This is a genomic window from Nostoc sp. C052 (genome assembly GCF_013393905.1).
GTDB lineage: Bacteria > Cyanobacteriota > Cyanobacteriia > Cyanobacteriales > Nostocaceae > Nostoc.
Window position 1 is genome coordinate 116,633 of sequence record NZ_CP040278.1, and the last position, 16,748, is coordinate 133,380.

The window sequence follows — 16,748 nt, forward strand, 5'->3', positions numbered from 1 at the left end:
GAGGCATCATTATGATAGATTCAAAAGAATTTGAATTAAGAAAAACAGACCTTATTGAGACAATAAATACTTTGCTGTTAGAAGCAATAAAAAGTGCTAGCTGTCCTAATTCTAATAGAGAAATAATGCGCGAACACGCAGCTATAAACGTAGTCGTGTTACTTAGCTTAATCGAAGCGATGGTTTATTCCAGAGATGTTTTTGTTGTCTGTGAAGAGAGTCCAAGATACTTACAGGCAGGCGAAAACTACTATAGCTTGTACTTCGTTAATCAAAATTACAAAGTTGAAAAATTCTTTTTATCGCACTCCATCATGGAACTGTTTGGAGCAAAAAGATATGTAACGAATAGTCGTAGCGAATGGACTTTTCCATCTGGCATCATCGCGCTTTCTACTCCTGCTCACATGGGTAGAAACTTTGATGCATTTGAAAGACTTGCTGAATTTTTGGCAAATGTAGGTGTCGGGAGTTTACAAGAAGTTAAACGTGCGATCGCTGAAAAAGCGCTTTAAGCTTTTATTGGCAATGGCACCCAAGAAACTTCTTGAGAGTTTACAAACGTGTCGCCCTTAGACAACTCTGGAAAACCCCCTCTTCCAGCCAAATATATAATCTGGTAATAAATGGAGAACAGATATGTTTAAACTTCAGCTAGACCAAAAAGAAGCTTACCAACAACTGAACATTGGATTTATTTCCGGACAAAACGCAAGCAACCAGGATTTAGTGCCTTGGGTGGACGGCTATTTGTCTCAGTTGATTGAAGATGCTCCCATGCGGGGCAGTTTGCTTAAGATAAACGGCGATTGTTCTTTACAGTTGGCTTTCGTGATTGCTCGCAAAGTCCGGCATCTTTATAGTGCGATCGCAGTTTTCGACTCCGATCTAACAAAATATGTTGTCGTCGATTCTCATAGTCCCAATTATTGCTTGGGACAATTAATTGACTAGCTAATCCGAAACAGGCTTCTTAGCCTGTATGCCAGATGGCTCAAATGCTGGCACTGATGATGGATAAAACAATGACAAATACAATTGCTGACGGCAACCCAACTTGTATCTACAGTGATAATACTACGTTATCTTTTAGCGGAGAAAAACTAGCAACTCGTGAAGAATACGAGCTAGCTGACCGTTGCGTTGGTTCAGTTTTTGCAACTCTCCAGCCTGGGGAGAACGTCAAACTAGAAGATGGTTGCTTTATTTTGGATGACGACTTAGACTTGGTTCAAGATTGGCAAATTATTTAGTTAATCACTTTCTGATATCAACTCTTTCCCAACCTCTGATAAAGTAATTGTAGTGGCTGACAGCATCCCGCTTGCGGGAACTACTGCTTGTATAAGCCTGAGCCACAGTTAAATTAATCCTGGCAACGGGACTGGCCTTTTTACATTTATCAGCCAGCAAAGTTTGCAATGGTGAAGATTCCCGAAACAGAATATGCCGCGATCGCATCATCTTACGCAAATGGCGAAAGTCAACCAGCGATCGCCAAGAGATATGGGGTTTCCCATGTCTGCATTAGTAAAATCCTGAGAAAAATTGGGCATCCCAGACGCATGGGATGTTCTAGAGTCTATCGGCATGAAGTTGTCGAGAACCATGCCCAAATCGTTACAAAATTTAGGCAGGGTTTAAGTTACGCCGAAATAGGAGAGGAGTTAGGATTTAACTCCTCAACCATAATTTGGGTGTTACAAAAGTTTAATCTCTGGGTTCCGGCACAAGATAGAGATCCAGAATTTTGGTCGAGAATCGCGTCTTCGTACAATTTTGGACTGGGAATTGAGGCGATCAAAAAAAGGTTCTCATGTTCCGAAGGCACGGTTCGTCAAGCTTTAGAGCAATTTGGTATCCAGCCTAGAAGCAGGGGACACACTCAAAAAGCCAAAGGTAAATCTAACGCCATTAGGTTCCGCGAACTGTATTCAATCGGATATTCCTTAGAAAAGATAGCGGAAGACATGGGTTTTAGCGAAGCTCATGTCAAACGAATGATTGAAAAATACTTTCCAGGAACAATTAAATCTGATACCTCCAAGCCAAAACGGGCAAAAGTGAAAATTATCAATGATACCCTTTTGACTGGAAGCCAATATCAAGAGTTAATTGATCGCAGTCTGATTAAAAAGAAATAATTGATTGAGCGATCGCTTTTATGCGGCAATTCATTAAAATTTAAGCCCATCTACAAGTTAAAATCTGTAGATGGGCTTTGCTATTAGCAATAACTCAGCTTTTTTATATTTGGAGATTTTTGAAATGCCATACGACTTCAGTCGCTATTATGTTCATACTGACGACTTATCTTTAATGGTTTTTGGAAACTATGAAGAAAACCGTCAATTTAGAACTCCAATAGGATTCATTAGTTTAAGTTCTCAAGAAGTGACAAACCATCAAGAACTTCCAGGAGACGTAATAAATGAACCAGATATGATGAAAAATGTCATTGTTTTTGAGAAATTAGAAGAAGCGATAAAATACATTGAAGAATCACCGAAAAGTAAACCAGCTTACTGGACAATGCCTGAAAAATCTCTATAGTTTTATTCGCGACGCAAACTAGTGGTTTGACAGGTTGCCAAAACGACTGGTGAAACCACTCAAACCTTTGCACAGCAATCGTTTTACAGGTTGCCAAAACCACATTCGCAGTAACTACAGAGATTTCGACTCAAAGCGATCGCTTTTACATTGAAATAATCGACTTAGCTGATTGATTGGCTGATTCATTTACTGTTTCCGAGTTTTCTTCAACAGTATTAAGAATATACATCAGGATTGCTCCGGCTAAACTGCGTTGCGTTAGGGGTTTACCTTTGGATAAATCATCAAATTCATCTGCCCAAGGAATCACTGCAAATATTTGTCCAATCATTGGATAAAGTTTATGCCCTAAATCATCGGAATCGAGTGAAAAATACCCTTTAATATGCTCGTTGCCGAAAGTGTACAGCCAAATAAGTAAGGCATTTCTGATCGCATAGTTGCGTTTGGTTCCCAAAAAATCAAGAGCTTCTTTGGTAATTTGTCGGTGCAAACGACTGTTAGCCAATCTTAGTATGTGTTTAGTCCATTGACTAACTTCCTTGTCTTCTGACTCTTGCTCGTCTGGGCTGGCAACAGGGGGATCGATAGAATCTACTAATAATTTAAAATCATCGTATAGCTTCATTGCCTCCAAGAAATACTCTGCTTCGGCTTGAGCAATTGATTTGTACTTTTGATTGTATTCAAGAATTATTTTGTCAAATTTTTCTCCGGGACGATAATTAGAAAATTCACCTGTTAAAAACAGGTATTCGCGCATATCCCACTCTGAGTTTAAATCACACCTAATAACATGAGCGTTAAGCACTTCCCAAAACCATCTCTGAAACAGCACCGAACGCTGCTGGATAGCTCTCCTGGACATTCTGTCTAAATCGGACTTCTTGAGATTGCTGACCCGCTCCTCACATTGCTGCTTCAGTACGGGATCTTTAGCTTTGAAATGAGCAAAATGTGCCTTAACTGAAAACTCTTTGCCCTTAATGCTGGTTTTCTCTTGAGGCGCAACCCAGCGGACAACATCGTTGCAATCTTTGCAAGGACACAATAATCCCATTTTTAAATAACTGCTTTCATCGCACTCATCAGCAGTTACAGGATCTCCCCCATATTTCATTGCAAGTGCAATATCCATATTTCCATTTCCCTTTGTCTACCTGTCAATATTAACTACAAACAAACAAGCCGGATTTTCCTGCGTCGCATATTGCTTTAATTAATAGGATTTTCGTCATTTGCAGATAAACTACCCACCTCACTAGCAATTAGTCCCAAAACCACCTGTTGACGATCTGTCGGTAGCGAATAAATGGCATTGACGATCGCCTCTCCTAGATTATTGGTAGGACGTTGCTGTTGGATAAATTGATTTATTCGCTCGGTCAGAGCTTGTCGCATTTGTGGGCTAACATCAAACAAGGCCACTCCCACCGATTCAGGAAATCCGTAAAAGGCAGACCTTAATCGTGCTTCAATGTAGGCAAAATTTGTCTCTAGCAAAGCTTCTTGACCATATTTTTCCTGCAATTGCATATATGTTAACTCTTGTGCTTCTGGATATTCCTCCAGAATTTCTTGTTTTTTCTTCCTCGCAACATCGAGTTCCATGCGGCAATCACGAAAAAGTTGGTTAGTTTGTGCTTGCAAAGCCTCAAACCTAGATAGACGATCGTTGATATCTGCAATCTTGTTTTTTAGCCAAATCCCTAGCACAGGAGTGCAGCGCAGGGCTGGAAAGACCAGCTTCAAATACTTAAGTTGTTCTTGGAGTAGATCCCCTTCCCTAATTGCCTTGAGTTGAGAATCATTATTAGTTCTCAATACATTAGTCTTGTCCAGGATGATTAGCTCTGCTTGCCGCAAGCCTAGTGTCCAATGTATAGCTTTCTTGGCATCAATAAGATCGCCAACACCAGCTAGGGAATTTCCTAAGTTTGAGAGTATTTTCATAATGATTTATGGATTTGTGTAATAAGCGGTTACTTCAACGTCTACTGTAGAATCAGGGCAGCGCAAATAAAGACTTTTGCCATTCCAATTTAGACGCGACTTATCAAATTCGTTGTATGCCCACAAGGTTCGATGTTTTCCCGATTCAAGCTGGGAGGGAGCAAAAGAATAATGCAAATCATAACTAACCCCTTGGCTATCTTTCCTGACATTAAAAACCAAAGATTCCGTACCATCTGGAATCCTGACTGTTTTGATTTCTCCTACAGGAAGAGAAATTAAAGTTTCAAAAACCTCGCCACTACCAAAGGATGCCTTGACATCCTCAATCGTCTCTGTCAAAATCTTGACTTTCGCAAAGGTTTGTCCGGCAGAATCGTTGTTATCCTCCAACGACTCTTTAATTTCTTTAAGAGTAGGCAATAAACTCGATTCCCCACCATCGCCTCCTCCGGTTCCCTGATTCGATAAAAGAGTGTAAATCTCTTCTAGCTTGTCAGCTATAGATTTAGTATTTTCATTACTAAAAGTCTGAATTTTCTCAGTTGTTGTGTTTATTTCTTCTAGGTTTCTAGAAATTGTACTGAGAACTTCTAGTTGAAAATTATTCAGCCTTACCTCAAAACCATCTTTTAGCTGAAGCAAGATCGTAGTATCGACCCATTTCCCGGTTTCGGAGTGCTTAAGTTGAAGTCTTTCTATACCTTGATTAATTTCAACCGTCATGTATAAATTATTAAATAGATGATTTTAAAATAATATCAGCAAAATATATTATTGGATAAAAGGCTCTCTGTGCAAGGATTTGATAGTTTATAAGGAAAAAATAATTAAAGTTAGTAAAAGATTGGAATTGAAGAGACATTGTAGAATACTTGGGTCAAGGTAAGCGATTTTGTCTCTGAATAAATTCATGTCAAATCAATCCCCGCACAATCTTACTCTTGCTCAAAAAGCTAACTGCTTCGATACCTGGCAGCATATATTTTTGATTCAAAAACTCCTCGCAAAAATGCAAATAGAGTTGATGAACCGACAGTTTACTCACGACCAAAGTAAAATGCGATCGCCAGAAGTAGAAGATTTTACTGAGTACGGCAACAACATGAGAACCTTGACTTACGGAAGTCCAGAATATTTTGCAAATTTAGGAAAAATGCGGGACACCGTAGCACACCACTATGCCCACAACAGACACCATCCAGAGTTTTTTGCAGATGGCGTAAACGGCATGAATTTAATCGATTTAATCGAGCTAATCTGCGACTGGTATGCTTCTTCACTGCTGCACGACGATGGCAACATTGAAAAAAGCATTGAAATTAGCTCGAAACGCTTTAATATTTCACCGGAGATCACCAAAATCTTGATTAATACACTTCCTTTGATTACCGACGTGTTTGAGAGTTTGCATACCCAGGCAGATATTTGAGGGGGATATTTAACTAAAATTAGGATGATAGTGTATTTTTTAATATGAATTACTTTTTAGCTACAAAAAACTTTATTAGCGATCGCCTGTTGCACGTAATCAGCATAGCCTTGGTTGGCGAAGACGGTCGGGAATATTACGCCCTAAATTCCGACTGCGACCTGACAGCAGCAGATCCTGGCATGAAACTTGTAATCGATTTATTGCCAGAAAAAACCCAGGCTTTGTGGAAAACCGAAGCCCAAATCAACGCTGATTTATTACATTTTATTCATGGTTACAAAGGCTATCCTTGGTATGCTTCTGAAGATACAGAGGGATTGAAGGATAAAGCTTGGTTTGACGACAATCCGATAGTTTGGGTTTGGCAGTATACCCAAGATTATACGTCTTTGGAAAAGCTCTTTACTGTTACAGATGACTTCTCAGCATGGCTTCCGCTTTATTGCAATTACGTGCTAGAAGAATGGAATTGGCTAGGGAGTGGGGAGCTTCCAGAGCAACCACCAGAAATGCAACACAATGCCTTGGTTGCTGCTAGGTGGACAAAGGAAGTATTTCAAAAAATTAGAAATCCTTACAAGAATTCATGACTATAGTTTATAGGAGTTAAATTAGATGAGTTGTTCTTTGTTTGACGTTTTGGATGTGATAAACTTTGAATCTGAGAATATAGATTATTACGAAATAAAGAATCCCCAATTCAAATCTCAGATACTGGAAACATCAAAACTATATAAAATATGGTCGGTAGTTTGGAAAATCTCACCTAAAGCCCAAATGGCAGAATTTGTATTCTCAAAGTTATTTGGCGAACATATTTCAATCGGTAACTTAACTATTTTTGGTTGCAATGCTGTAATGTTTGCTTTTCAATTGCATACAAAAAAAGGTATTTGGCTATTTAGACCACCATGCTTTAACCTTTATAAACATAAATTTACCTGGGGTAAATTGTATCTATCTCCCAATGGCACCCCAAGTCACCCCGAAGCAAAAATCTATTACGGTAAAAATAGCCTTTAGGTATTAAATCATATTCCTCGATAAAAACCACTTTGACAGCTTAAGCAAAGCCAAGGTAGAGCATTTGTATCGACAATTTGAATGTTGGCAGATTTACAAAAAGGGCACACAGGAGAATGGGGAGTAGCTAAAACTACTCCCCATTCTTGTTCTTGGAAGCCTTTACTAAAATTTGCATAGTCGAAAAATTCATCTAACGAATAATTATCACGTACAGGAAATTCTATCATTTCGTTAATCAAATTCTCGCCAATCTTTATCATTTAAAAGCCTATAAGTTTGAGGAATCCAGTTTATCTCGCCACCATCATATTTATCGTATAACTCCTGCACAATCCAAGTATCCAAAATAATATTATCAATATCTTTCTTGATGCTTGGAGTCACCAAACAAAGGGTCAATGATTCGTAGTAACTCCCCGTATAATTTGATGCAAATACCTTAATTATTCTGTGAAATCCAAAATCTTTGATATAAAAAAGTCGCGAATAATCGGTCATGAATTCTACCATTATTTTAGAGTTTGTGAGGCACACCTTGTCCCTCACAACAAAATTGACTAATTTGGAATTGCTGTAGCACTAGCGATCGCACTGGGTATTCCAATGCCGGAAATTCGCAATATCTCTAAAGCAACTTGTACTTTTCGATCTGAAACGCTATCTTTGTGAAAAACTTCACTGAGAACGGCGATCGCCTGAGTTTTCAAAAGTGACAAACTTGCCTCATCATCTTTGGGCAATGAAGCAGCTTTTGGGGCAGAATCGCCAGCAGGGTGTAAAACTAATATAACTAATTCATACCCTTGAGGATGCAATCGATCGTTAACCTGCTGAAGTTGCTCTCTAGTAACTATCCCATCAATACTTTGATTGACTATTTCTGCGAAATCCTGATTATTCAAGGAAGAGTTAAGCATATTTTCTGAGGTGAATTTTAAAGTTATTTTAACTCTACTGAGAACTTAAATTTCACCTTCGTTGACGTATTGCCACCAAGAATCTTGCGCGTCGCTAAATTGGCAAAGTCGCAATTTCAACGTCGTCCTTTGCCTTTTGGGCATTACAGGTAAAAACACATCTTCTTCCAAAGAAAAAGGTAATGAACGACGCAACGGAGGTGGTTGAATTTCGATGTGCAATATATCACAACCATACAAAGCGATCGCTGCTTGGTAAAAATGGAACTTTTCGCTGGTAATTTTGGCAACAATACTCATTTAACCATTCCAGATACTCCTTTCCAAACTATACTAAGATAGTGGCGAGAGGTTGATGGAATACTCTTTACAATTTGAATTATCAAGCGATCACCTCTTGGGAAATTCCGTATTCACCCAAATCTTCTTGACGAATAAAACGATATTCAACTCCAGCGATTGTATTTATATAAGCCATATATTCATTAGCCACATCTGCCAATACTATTTTGGCTGCTTTGTAATTACCATTTTTGGAGAAATTTGGCACAACTTGCCATTTTCGTTTGCCGATGATTCGACAAATCAAAACTATCGTCAAACAAGTACCCCATCTCTTGACTATTTTGTTCATATTTCCTCTTCGGTCAACCCCCCAAACCCAAAACTGCTCATCCCTGGTTCGTACATACTAGCTTTCACCACCCCTTCAATAAACGAGTCGCAGTGATGAAAGTGGTCGGGAGAATTTGTAGCTTCCAACCAAATTTCGTTGGGGAGTCGATCGCTAGTTAGGTAATGATGAAAGAGATTAGCATGATCCTTGGGATCGTGAACTGCGTGTGCCGGGAAATTTTGCAAACAGCGGTGAATGCGATCGCGCACTGCATCTAAAGCGTAAGTCCGATCCAAAAGGTAAATCGGGATTTTCTTTTCTTTGTCGTGTTGCACTGGAGAGCCAGTTTTTACCGATTCAATTTTACGAATTGTCCGCCGAAAGTGTTCTCCTTTGAGTCGCACCTGGTCAAACAGGTAAACTTGTCCTTTTTTCTGGTTCTTACTACCTCTTTTTTGAGGTAAATGCTTCAGACCATAATCCACCGCAGAATTGAATTCTGGTTCTGAATCTAATCCCACCAAATCGACATTGTACTCTTTGGCTAGTTCTTCCAACCCATCAAAGCCACTAATTTGACCCCACCAAATAATTTGTTTGAATCCCTCCTGCCAACGTTTTTCCTTATCCTTGTCGTCAGCAAACCACCATTTGGCAATTAGTGCCCAGTTAGCGTATCGACCTTGGTCACATCCCATGACAATCAAATCATGCTCTCTTTCTGGTACGGTAGTTTTCTGACAAGCCACCAAACGAGACAGTTGGATTTTCCCACCACCAAGCGAAGTTGCTTTTCCCAAAAACTGCTGAATCCCATCGGCAGGTCGTTTGGTCGCGAACATGAAGCGGATTCGCTCCTCTGGCTTAAAAGTCGCCGAAGCTAGTTTAGGAATATTAAATCCGACAGATTCTTTAATCGGTGTTTGGGTTGCGATCGCCAAATCATTCAATTCATGAAAAGTTATTCCTGTATTAGTACAAACGAACTCTCCCCCTGCCAAACATGACTTAGGCAATTCTTCGCTGCATTTTTGACAGCCAATATAAGCTGTTGATTTGGCTTCGTCTACGTCTTCACTGGTGCTGCGATGGAACCACAGCAAGGGATGCCCGATTTGATTGACGTAGCGCTCAATCTCAATTCCATCCTCTTTTACGAGCATCGGACGGAGAAAATTCCCAAAAGCATCTAGCTGTTGAAGGTGATTGCAGTGGGGACATTCCACTTGCCAGCCAAATTGATATTGAGCTTTACGGAATTCCGTGTCAACAATTCCGCCTTCGATAGCCGGAGTAGATCCGGCTCTAGTAATTTTGGTAGGCCAGTTGGATTTAGCCATCCGAGCTGCTGCCACATCGAGGATGCCGTGGTCGCACAACCCAAATTCATCCACTGCCACAATAAAGGCAGTAAAGGAACGCACACCAGAAGGAGCTTGCTCGTCATCCTTGCTTTCTTGAGCCTTGGCATAAAAAAGCTCCAAAGGTACGCCACCAACGGTAATGCTTTCTTTAGAGTTGATGTCCTCTTGTTTGAGGACTTTTTTGGATTCGTTCACCAATTTTTGAATTGGTTCGCAGTAGGCAAAAGCTTTTTGGATGCGCTTCCCGCTCATCTGATACAGCTTCTTTTGAGCTTCAAATCCCAATCCGATGGGAGATCGTAAATAGGCGATCGCAAATGCGGCAAAAGCGATCAAGGTTTCTGTATAGCCGATTTGCGCTGGCTTCTGGAATAGGAGCATCTCTATCCAAGGATTGCCCATTGCCAAGAATACATCTTCCAAAAAAGGCTCGTCCCACTCCAAGGGTTGTCCGTTGTGCATCCGGTAGTGGATTTTCGCCCAATCCAAGAAAACCTGTCCCCCTTGGGCATACCACTGTGTTATCGCTCTTTGCCGCTCAATGGCGTTGAGTCGCGCCATTTCAACCTTTTCCCTTTGGTTGGAAGCTTGAGCGTTATTGACTAAATTAATTGTTTTTCCCAGTCTTAACATTTTATGCGCTCAATAAAGCCACATCCTCACCAATGCTATCTAATGGTGAGAAAGGAACGATTCTGCCATTTATATAATTCCCCAAAGGTTCGATGAATAGTCCCCACAGTTGGTCAGATTTGAGTGTGAGTAAATCTTGAGAGTCGGCTTTCTCCATCTCTGCCCAAACTCTTTGATAATTTTCATCTTTAAGCATTGAGGTAGTAATTTCGTACTCTACCCCGATACGGACAATAGTTTGCAATTTTCCTACTTGCGCGATCGCCAGTTGTCCCTCAAGTAAGTCGTATATTTGGGTTGGTCTGGAAGTTTTGGTAAGATGGCATCGCCGTCCCGACCCCCTGGCTGCGACAGTTGGTATGTGAGATGGTTCTATTGGGATTGGTTTTCCAGAGATTACCAATTCGGAATTTGGCTTTAAGGTAATAATTGGCAAATCGATTGTAGACATGAGAATATTTTGTACTATTAACCAAGTTTGTTGTTTTTCTGCTGCTGTTTTCCCACCAGCTAGCCCCGAACCTAGCCCGTAAGGTGCATAAACAGATAAATCGTTTTCTGTAGCGTAAGTATTTACTTGAGCCAATCCCCACGACAAAGCTTCAAAATTAGTTTGTCTAAAATTTCTGTTGTAGTATTTTTGTCCGGCGACGTTAGCAACAGTCAAATTAGGAGCCACTTTCACAAATTGGACATCTCCAAGCTGCCAATCTGGTTTAGCTAAATATTCTTCTCTGACGATGCTCCATTTACTGGCGATCTCTTCTGCTAAACCAGCACCCATTTGATATTTACAATTAACTTGCTGGACAATAATTCCCTCTTCTACATTTAAAATATTTTGTAAAATAATTCTCGGTAAGTTCGGCATTATATCTTTCATTTTTGTTAGTTTAATTACAAATCATTTCATCTTAGCAAAACAATAATAGAGAGTAAACTTGACCCTCCAAGCAGGGTTTTCGCTTAAATTTCTCAGTTTATCTACGTTACAATAAGTATAGGTCGAGCCACCTTTGATACATTACTAAAGGAGAAGTTTGAAAGCGATTGAGCAAGAAGTTGTTGATAGTCCAGTTTGGGAATGGATCGCTAACGATCAAGATGTCTACAGCGATCTCAAATGCAGATATCAAGATATTTCTACAGAAATTGTAGGAGTAGCAGATAAGCCTGCTGCGATGATGCTGCGACAAGCAGTAATCATAGGAATCCTAGAGAACTATTTAGCAGCACCGATAATCTTTGATCCAGAATTGCTTTCTAGCGATCGCTTAAAAGGCATTGCAGAAAGTTTCATTATGCAGATAAAGGAGGATTAATCAGCAGCTTTTACCCACTTCCATCAATAGACTAACAAGGCTCAGTAATGAGCCTTTTTTAATGGAGAACAAAATGCTATGCGTACCAACAAGAAAAGCAATGGCTTCGTCTTGTGGGAAGGGCCATCGTTAATCGATGGCAATCCCATTGTTGTGATTGTGACTGGCATAAATACAGCTAGTCGGAATATCAAAACTGGAGATATGCTCCAGTCGCATATACTAGTGCGAAATACCAACCCAATTGAGGCATTGCTCCAAGAGCAGGATTACTCTATTTGCGGTAACTGCCCATTACGGAGAAAGATTTGCTACGTGGACTTAAGAGGCACGGGGCAAGTGTGGGCAAAATACAAAAGAGGCGGGTATCCGCAGTTAAACGACAACATCTTACAGATTATTAAATACCAGCAAGAGTACCTCAGATTGGGCACTTACGGCGACCCAGCAGCTACACCATTAAAGGTGTGGGAACCTTTGATAAATCACGTATCTGGATATACTGGATACACTCACCAATGGGCAAATTGCGAGCCGGGATGGAAATCTTTACTAATGTCATCAGTGGAGTCAATCCCGCTCAAGCAACAAGCCAATAGTATGGGATGGCGAACTTATCGGATTTTGTCCAAAGGGGAAGCTCCCCTGGAAGATGAGATCCTGTGCAAAAATTACCTGGATACTCACATTCATTGCGAGCAATGTCTGCTTTGTAATGGAGGTAAAGGGAAAAATATTGCCGTCCCAGTTCATGGCTGGGGATCTAAAGTTAACAACTTTCATTTAATGCAAACATCGATGAAAGGCGGATAATAAAATAGCAAGGAGTGACCTAGTGTCACCGTAAAAGCAGAGGGTAGTTTTATTCTCTGCTTTTTTGTTAAGATAAAGGTATAAAGTTTTACATAAAATGGGGGCAAAATGGAAGCTACTGTTCAGGTAATTACAACAGCAGTTCTAAATTTCATCAAAGTAAAAATTAACCAAGATAGAGAAAGATTTGCTATATTTTTATATTTTCAACACCCTTTAATTTTTGGTGATGAATTCGTAAACTTAGATGAAGACAAAAAAGAAGAAGAGTGTTTAAGAATAGCCGATGAGCTAGCGTCTTATATTGAATCTTCCATACCAGAGGATAACGACAATATCTATGGTTGGTTCTTGAAGGAGGCAGTTTTGGGATATATTGATTGGCTGTATATTGTCAAGTCTTTAAATGGAGGAACCCTGCTAGAAGATTACATGAGAGCATTTGTTCCAGACATACCTTATTTGAAATTTAGCAACTCCCTCACCGGAGCAATTGCTTTTTTGATAAATTCCCATTTGAGTTTACTTGATGAATTTCGCTTTGCTGCGGCAGGGTTTAAGATGAGGATTGCTGAAAGCAAAATTTTTCCAAAAGGTACGACAGTAACCTCAATACTTGGTGATTACATTCAAAGAAAACTTTTGGTTAACTATACTCCATTCGTAATTGACAATGAAGAATCAGGATATAGTATGTTACTCGCCATAATTGTAATCACAGGATTATCTTGTGTTAACTGGAAACAGGTGGCTGAAGACATTTTGTTAAAACCCGACGATTTGAATTAATCAAATCAGCGATCGCCAAAAATCAAATTTACACGATGGAGGACATTATGCAAGATTGGCAACATCAACAGAATTTACAAGCAGCAGCAAAATTGCAAGCAGAAGGATACGAGTTTACCATTACCTCTGATAAATATGAAATTAGATATCAAGGGGAATTTGTTCACGCTGCTGGAGTCAAGCTTCCTAGAGAAAAGAAGCCGCATTGGCAGAAAGCACGAGCTAATGTTCGAGATTTCTGGGAAATAGCTATTAGCGAAGCCGAAAAACACAAGAGACGAACTTCTCAATTGTCAAATTGAAAAGTTAGTTAAAAACCAACAAAATCCCTGTCATTAATAATGGCAGGGATTTTTATTTGGACATACTCATACGGATAAAAATATAATATGCTTGACTCAGTGTGTTCAATGCAAGTTCATTAGACCATCAAGTGTTTTGTATAATCTCAACCATGCCAACCCATGCCACCACGAAAAACTCGACGCAGTAGTAAAAAGAAAACCACTTCACCCAGAGGGAGGAAGAATACTTACTGTGAGGAAATCGTGCAGGTAATCATAGAGGCGATCACCGATAAAGGAGGCGATCGCGATGGTTGGGAAGCAGCACATTTATCAAAAGATACTTTCTACAAATGGAAACGCGAATATCCAGAATTTGCTGACAAAATCGCGATCGCCAAAAGGGAGTATAAAGAAAACCTCCCCGCAGACCAAAAAAGGCAAGCAAGACGCGCATTTAGCGACTATCTGTTTGGTAGAGCAGTAGACACTTGGGAGACTGAAGAAGTAATTTCCGGGGAAGAAGGGACTATTCACAAACGTAGTACCAAAACAGTGCGAAGATCGCCTCCGAAATGGGCAATTGAAAGAGCATTGGGAAGGTCAATGGACGTTCTAGAAGTGGTCAATACCCTGATCGAGTTAAAAATGTTAGATCCAGCAACTATACAAACTGTCCAAGGAACCTTGGATATGGCCAAGATAGAAATTATCAACCAGATTATGCTCCAACGCGATCTCGGAGAATCTTCTTCTTAAGTATTTATAAGCATTATTTGATACAATATAATTATGTATGCAATCAGGTGCAATTAATGGATAAAGGTATTTTGTGGGGATATTTCCCCAGTGGCGTGAATGTAAAACGCCGCTATCCTTGTGGGCAACCACACCATATCACTTTGAGGTATGGTGTTGCTTATCAAGACTACCGAGATTTAATTGGTAAACAGTTTCAAGCGATCGCGACTCACCTATGTTGGAACGATCGCACAGAAGCGATCGCCGTCCAACTCCCAGAGTGGGTTCCTTGTAGTATTGTCTACCCACACATAACTGTGTCCTGGGTGGATGGAGCTAAACCAATAGAAGCTAATGAGATGCTGGCGACAAAATACTCTTGTATCAGATTTGAGCAGAGTATAGATGTGGCGATCGATTTTTTGAATTGGGAGTAAAAGTATAATGAACAAAGAAACAATTACAACCTTAAAAGCAATATTTTTTGCACTCGAAGAAGCTGAGAGCAAAGGAATCCGCGATCGCCGTAAAATTATTGCTTGGGCATTACAGTACGGCAAAAGTTTAGGAGTACAGCAAGATCGAATTGAGCAAATCTTAAGTCAACCTTTGGATCTGATTTTTGAGTTGAAAGATATTTTAGCTCAATAGCTGCTTTTAACATTGTGACAGGAAAATTAAAACTCATGCTCTAAAATGTTTCTGTTCTTGTCAACAATACATTTCCACAAGAACTAGAGTGGTATCAAATTTTATCGTATGGAGCTAAGGAAATGCCAAAGTTTTATGGTTTCACTTCAAGTGAGGCAGTGAACAAACATATTTCTCAAGTCAAAAGCTGGAGTGATTTACTTCATTTGGCTAGTGATATCAAACGGTCTAAAACCAACTTGGTTGAGTTTCATGTATCTGTGATACCAGGGATTTCTGAAGTGCGATATTATGCAATGCCCGATCCAGAAAGGCATTTGTTTTTTACCAAATCAGCCTGGGAGAATACAACAGGTAGGTTGAGAACTAATCTACGAAGTGTTGCTGCAAGCATCAATATCTTGGAAGATTGAACACTTTTAATTAATGGAGAACAATATGTCTAGCATAGAAACTTGGTCAGATTTTCTGACAAGACGCAAGTCTGCAATTGATGCCTTCGCCGAAAAATTTGGGCATCTACAATTTGCGATCGCCTATATCCCTTATGAGGATGATCGCAGCTATTCGACAGACGAACCTAAATTTCCCAAAGCTAGAGAGCTGACCAACGCCGAGGAGATTATTGATTGTCTCAAAGAAAGGAATCTGAATTGGCAAACTCTAGAAACCGAAGAACAACTCATTGCCGCATTGCAAGATTCTCACAATGATGTTTGGTTTGTAGAACCACTGGCAGCTTACCAAAAACGCAAGCAGGAGCATATCAGACAAACATTGGAGGCAGAGGCAGCAGAAATAGCCATTAAGTATGGTTGTTTGGTAAATAGCTTGGACTTCTTGGATGCTTGCCAAGCAGAGATGGAGCGCTTCCAAGACTATCGAGCCGGGATGCAAGAAGATGGTTTATGCATTGGCTATGGTGTCAGTAGAGAGCAATGGTACGAGGAATTTAGCGAGAGTCGAGGAGACTCCGATCGCATCCAAAAGATTATCGATTGGATAGCGACTAACTTGCCTTTACTCTATGGGCAATGGCAATACCAACAACAAACTCAAACTGAAATTTAATAAAATAAAACCCCACTGTTATCAATAACAGTGGGGTTTTATGTTGTACTTGCTAGTTGATGCTAGGCTAAGTAGAAATATTACAGGTTCAATCAATGAATAAAAATTTAATTGAAAAATTCGCGATCGCCATTTTCTTTATTTTCCTTATTATTGATTTATTCTGGGACATATCGCAGCATTGGAGAATACTAGATTATGCAATCGCTGTAGCTGCATTATTGAACGCAGCGATCGCTTTAAATGAAGGCAGAAAATACTTGGTTCGCAAACAAGCGATGGCTAAACTTAATCAAAGAATAATTGAAATAAATAATGGTATTCGTGAAGAAACTCTGGAAGATTTTGCTAACAAAGGCTTTCCAGAGGATGCAGCAAGGCAAATAATCGTAGGAATTTATCTTTCCCACAAAACAGAAGATGCAGACTTATTAAGTTCAAGCATATCCAATCGCGATCCAGAGGAATTATTTAAAATCATCTCTGCTGCGATAAAAGACAATAAACACGGACAACAAGGAACAATAATTGACGATAACAATCATTTTAACTAACAAAATCCCGATAGTGCGATCGC

At 39.8% G+C, this 16,748-nt stretch carries 28 protein-coding genes; 18 read left to right on the forward strand and 10 right to left on the reverse strand.

Going from position 1 to position 16,748, the window contains the following annotated elements:
• The first annotated feature begins 11 nt into the window (after nt 1–11).
• The 5 genes from FD723_RS40300 (at nt 12) to FD723_RS40320 (ending at nt 2,553) form a co-directional block, all read left to right on the forward strand.
• A complete protein-coding gene (locus FD723_RS40300; protein WP_179070759.1) occupies nt 12–515 on the forward strand; it encodes a hypothetical protein in 504 nt (167 codons plus the stop codon).
• Between the two features lie 124 nt (nt 516–639).
• The gene (locus FD723_RS40305; RefSeq protein ID WP_179070760.1) at nt 640–954 is read left to right on the forward strand and encodes a CRISPR-associated protein Csx3; all 315 of its coding nucleotides are present in this window, start codon (nt 640–642) and stop codon (nt 952–954) included.
• 71 nt (nt 955–1,025) lie between these two features.
• The gene (locus FD723_RS40310) at nt 1,026–1,253 is read left to right on the forward strand and encodes a hypothetical protein (protein WP_179070761.1); all 228 of its coding nucleotides are present in this window, start codon (nt 1,026–1,028) and stop codon (nt 1,251–1,253) included.
• A 168-nt stretch (nt 1,254–1,421) separates the two neighbouring features.
• Nucleotides 1,422–2,144 (forward strand): hypothetical protein, encoded by a 723-nt coding sequence (locus FD723_RS40315; RefSeq protein WP_179070762.1) that lies wholly within the window; start codon nt 1,422–1,424, stop codon nt 2,142–2,144.
• Nucleotides 2,145–2,214: 70 nt separating this feature from the next.
• Nucleotides 2,215–2,553 carry a hypothetical protein gene (locus FD723_RS40320; RefSeq protein WP_179070763.1) on the forward strand — a complete coding sequence of 113 codons (339 nt, stop codon included), beginning with the start codon at nt 2,215–2,217 and terminating at the stop codon, nt 2,551–2,553.
• 145 nt (nt 2,554–2,698) lie between these two features.
• Here FD723_RS40320 and FD723_RS40325 read toward each other — a convergent pair whose 3' ends face one another.
• The 3 genes from FD723_RS40325 to FD723_RS40335 all read right to left on the reverse strand — a co-directional run bounded on the left by FD723_RS40325 (nt 2,699) and on the right by FD723_RS40335 (nt 5,235).
• Entirely contained in the window at nt 2,699–3,694 is a 996-nt protein-coding gene (locus FD723_RS40325; protein ID WP_179070764.1) for a hypothetical protein, read from the reverse strand.
• A gap of 77 nt (nt 3,695–3,771) precedes the next feature.
• On the reverse strand, nt 3,772–4,509 hold the full coding sequence (locus FD723_RS40330) for a hypothetical protein (protein WP_179070765.1): 738 nt from the start codon (nt 4,507–4,509) through the stop codon (nt 3,772–3,774).
• Nucleotides 4,510–4,515: 6 nt separating this feature from the next.
• Entirely contained in the window at nt 4,516–5,235 is a 720-nt protein-coding gene (locus tag FD723_RS40335; protein ID WP_179070766.1) for a hypothetical protein, read from the reverse strand.
• 187 nt (nt 5,236–5,422) lie between these two features.
• Between FD723_RS40335 and FD723_RS40340 the strand changes: the two genes are divergently transcribed.
• The 3 genes from FD723_RS40340 to FD723_RS40350 are packed head-to-tail and all read left to right on the forward strand — an operon-like array spanning nt 5,423 to nt 6,967.
• Complete coding sequence (locus FD723_RS40340) at nt 5,423–5,941, forward strand: DUF5662 family protein (RefSeq protein ID WP_179070767.1); 519 nt, start codon at nt 5,423–5,425, stop codon at nt 5,939–5,941.
• A gap of 44 nt (nt 5,942–5,985) precedes the next feature.
• Nucleotides 5,986–6,534, forward strand: a complete 549-nt coding sequence (locus FD723_RS40345) for a 3'-5' exoribonuclease (RefSeq protein WP_179070768.1) — start codon at nt 5,986–5,988, stop codon at nt 6,532–6,534.
• A 25-nt stretch (nt 6,535–6,559) separates the two neighbouring features.
• On the forward strand, nt 6,560–6,967 hold the full coding sequence (locus FD723_RS40350) for a hypothetical protein (RefSeq protein ID WP_179070769.1): 408 nt from the start codon (nt 6,560–6,562) through the stop codon (nt 6,965–6,967).
• An 8-nt stretch (nt 6,968–6,975) separates the two neighbouring features.
• On the opposite strand, the gene FD723_RS40355 is transcribed toward FD723_RS40350, so the two are convergent.
• The 7 genes from FD723_RS40355 to FD723_RS40385 all read right to left on the reverse strand — a co-directional run bounded on the left by FD723_RS40355 (nt 6,976) and on the right by FD723_RS40385 (nt 11,383).
• The gene (locus tag FD723_RS40355; RefSeq protein WP_179070770.1) at nt 6,976–7,197 is read right to left on the reverse strand and encodes a hypothetical protein; all 222 of its coding nucleotides are present in this window, start codon (nt 7,195–7,197) and stop codon (nt 6,976–6,978) included.
• A gap of 4 nt (nt 7,198–7,201) precedes the next feature.
• On the reverse strand, nt 7,202–7,468 hold the full coding sequence (locus FD723_RS40360; RefSeq protein WP_179070771.1) for a hypothetical protein: 267 nt from the start codon (nt 7,466–7,468) through the stop codon (nt 7,202–7,204).
• Nucleotides 7,469–7,527: 59 nt separating this feature from the next.
• Nucleotides 7,528–7,887, reverse strand: coding sequence for a hypothetical protein (locus FD723_RS40365; RefSeq protein WP_179070772.1), 360 nt, complete (start codon nt 7,885–7,887; stop codon nt 7,528–7,530).
• A gap of 45 nt (nt 7,888–7,932) precedes the next feature.
• Nucleotides 7,933–8,187 carry a hypothetical protein gene (locus FD723_RS40370; RefSeq protein ID WP_179070773.1) on the reverse strand — a complete coding sequence of 85 codons (255 nt, stop codon included), beginning with the start codon at nt 8,185–8,187 and terminating at the stop codon, nt 7,933–7,935.
• A gap of 82 nt (nt 8,188–8,269) precedes the next feature.
• The gene (locus FD723_RS40375) at nt 8,270–8,521 is read right to left on the reverse strand and encodes a hypothetical protein (RefSeq protein ID WP_179070774.1); all 252 of its coding nucleotides are present in this window, start codon (nt 8,519–8,521) and stop codon (nt 8,270–8,272) included.
• Nucleotides 8,518–10,500: a phage terminase large subunit family protein gene (locus tag FD723_RS40380; RefSeq protein ID WP_179070775.1), complete on the reverse strand. Its 1,983-nt coding sequence runs from the start codon at nt 10,498–10,500 to the stop codon at nt 8,518–8,520. Before FD723_RS40380 ends, FD723_RS40375 begins: the two co-directional genes overlap by 4 nt.
• A 1-nt stretch (nt 10,501) precedes the next feature.
• Nucleotides 10,502–11,383, reverse strand: coding sequence for a hypothetical protein (locus tag FD723_RS40385; RefSeq protein WP_179070776.1), 882 nt, complete (start codon nt 11,381–11,383; stop codon nt 10,502–10,504).
• 157 nt (nt 11,384–11,540) lie between these two features.
• On the opposite strand from FD723_RS40385, the gene FD723_RS40390 reads away from it, so the two are divergent.
• The 10 genes from FD723_RS40390 (at nt 11,541) to FD723_RS40435 (ending at nt 16,725) form a co-directional block, all read left to right on the forward strand.
• The gene (locus FD723_RS40390; RefSeq protein ID WP_179070777.1) at nt 11,541–11,822 is read left to right on the forward strand and encodes a hypothetical protein; all 282 of its coding nucleotides are present in this window, start codon (nt 11,541–11,543) and stop codon (nt 11,820–11,822) included.
• Between the two features lie 78 nt (nt 11,823–11,900).
• The gene (locus tag FD723_RS40395) at nt 11,901–12,635 is read left to right on the forward strand and encodes a hypothetical protein (RefSeq protein WP_179070778.1); all 735 of its coding nucleotides are present in this window, start codon (nt 11,901–11,903) and stop codon (nt 12,633–12,635) included.
• A gap of 108 nt (nt 12,636–12,743) precedes the next feature.
• Complete coding sequence (locus FD723_RS40400) at nt 12,744–13,424, forward strand: hypothetical protein (protein WP_179070779.1); 681 nt, start codon at nt 12,744–12,746, stop codon at nt 13,422–13,424.
• Nucleotides 13,425–13,471: 47 nt separating this feature from the next.
• Nucleotides 13,472–13,726 carry a hypothetical protein gene (locus tag FD723_RS40405; protein WP_179070780.1) on the forward strand — a complete coding sequence of 85 codons (255 nt, stop codon included), beginning with the start codon at nt 13,472–13,474 and terminating at the stop codon, nt 13,724–13,726.
• Nucleotides 13,727–13,888: 162 nt separating this feature from the next.
• Nucleotides 13,889–14,467: a hypothetical protein gene (locus FD723_RS40410; protein WP_179070781.1), complete on the forward strand. Its 579-nt coding sequence runs from the start codon at nt 13,889–13,891 to the stop codon at nt 14,465–14,467.
• 56 nt (nt 14,468–14,523) lie between these two features.
• A complete protein-coding gene (locus FD723_RS40415) occupies nt 14,524–14,886 on the forward strand; it encodes a hypothetical protein (RefSeq protein WP_179070782.1) in 363 nt (120 codons plus the stop codon).
• A 7-nt stretch (nt 14,887–14,893) separates the two neighbouring features.
• The gene (locus FD723_RS40420; protein ID WP_179070783.1) at nt 14,894–15,100 is read left to right on the forward strand and encodes a hypothetical protein; all 207 of its coding nucleotides are present in this window, start codon (nt 14,894–14,896) and stop codon (nt 15,098–15,100) included.
• A 122-nt stretch (nt 15,101–15,222) separates the two neighbouring features.
• Nucleotides 15,223–15,513: a hypothetical protein gene (locus tag FD723_RS40425; protein ID WP_179070784.1), complete on the forward strand. Its 291-nt coding sequence runs from the start codon at nt 15,223–15,225 to the stop codon at nt 15,511–15,513.
• Nucleotides 15,514–15,538: 25 nt separating this feature from the next.
• Complete coding sequence (locus FD723_RS40430; protein WP_179070785.1) at nt 15,539–16,171, forward strand: hypothetical protein; 633 nt, start codon at nt 15,539–15,541, stop codon at nt 16,169–16,171.
• Between the two features lie 95 nt (nt 16,172–16,266).
• Entirely contained in the window at nt 16,267–16,725 is a 459-nt protein-coding gene (locus tag FD723_RS40435) for a hypothetical protein (RefSeq protein WP_179070786.1), read from the forward strand.
• The last annotated feature ends 23 nt before the right edge of the window (nt 16,726–16,748 follow it).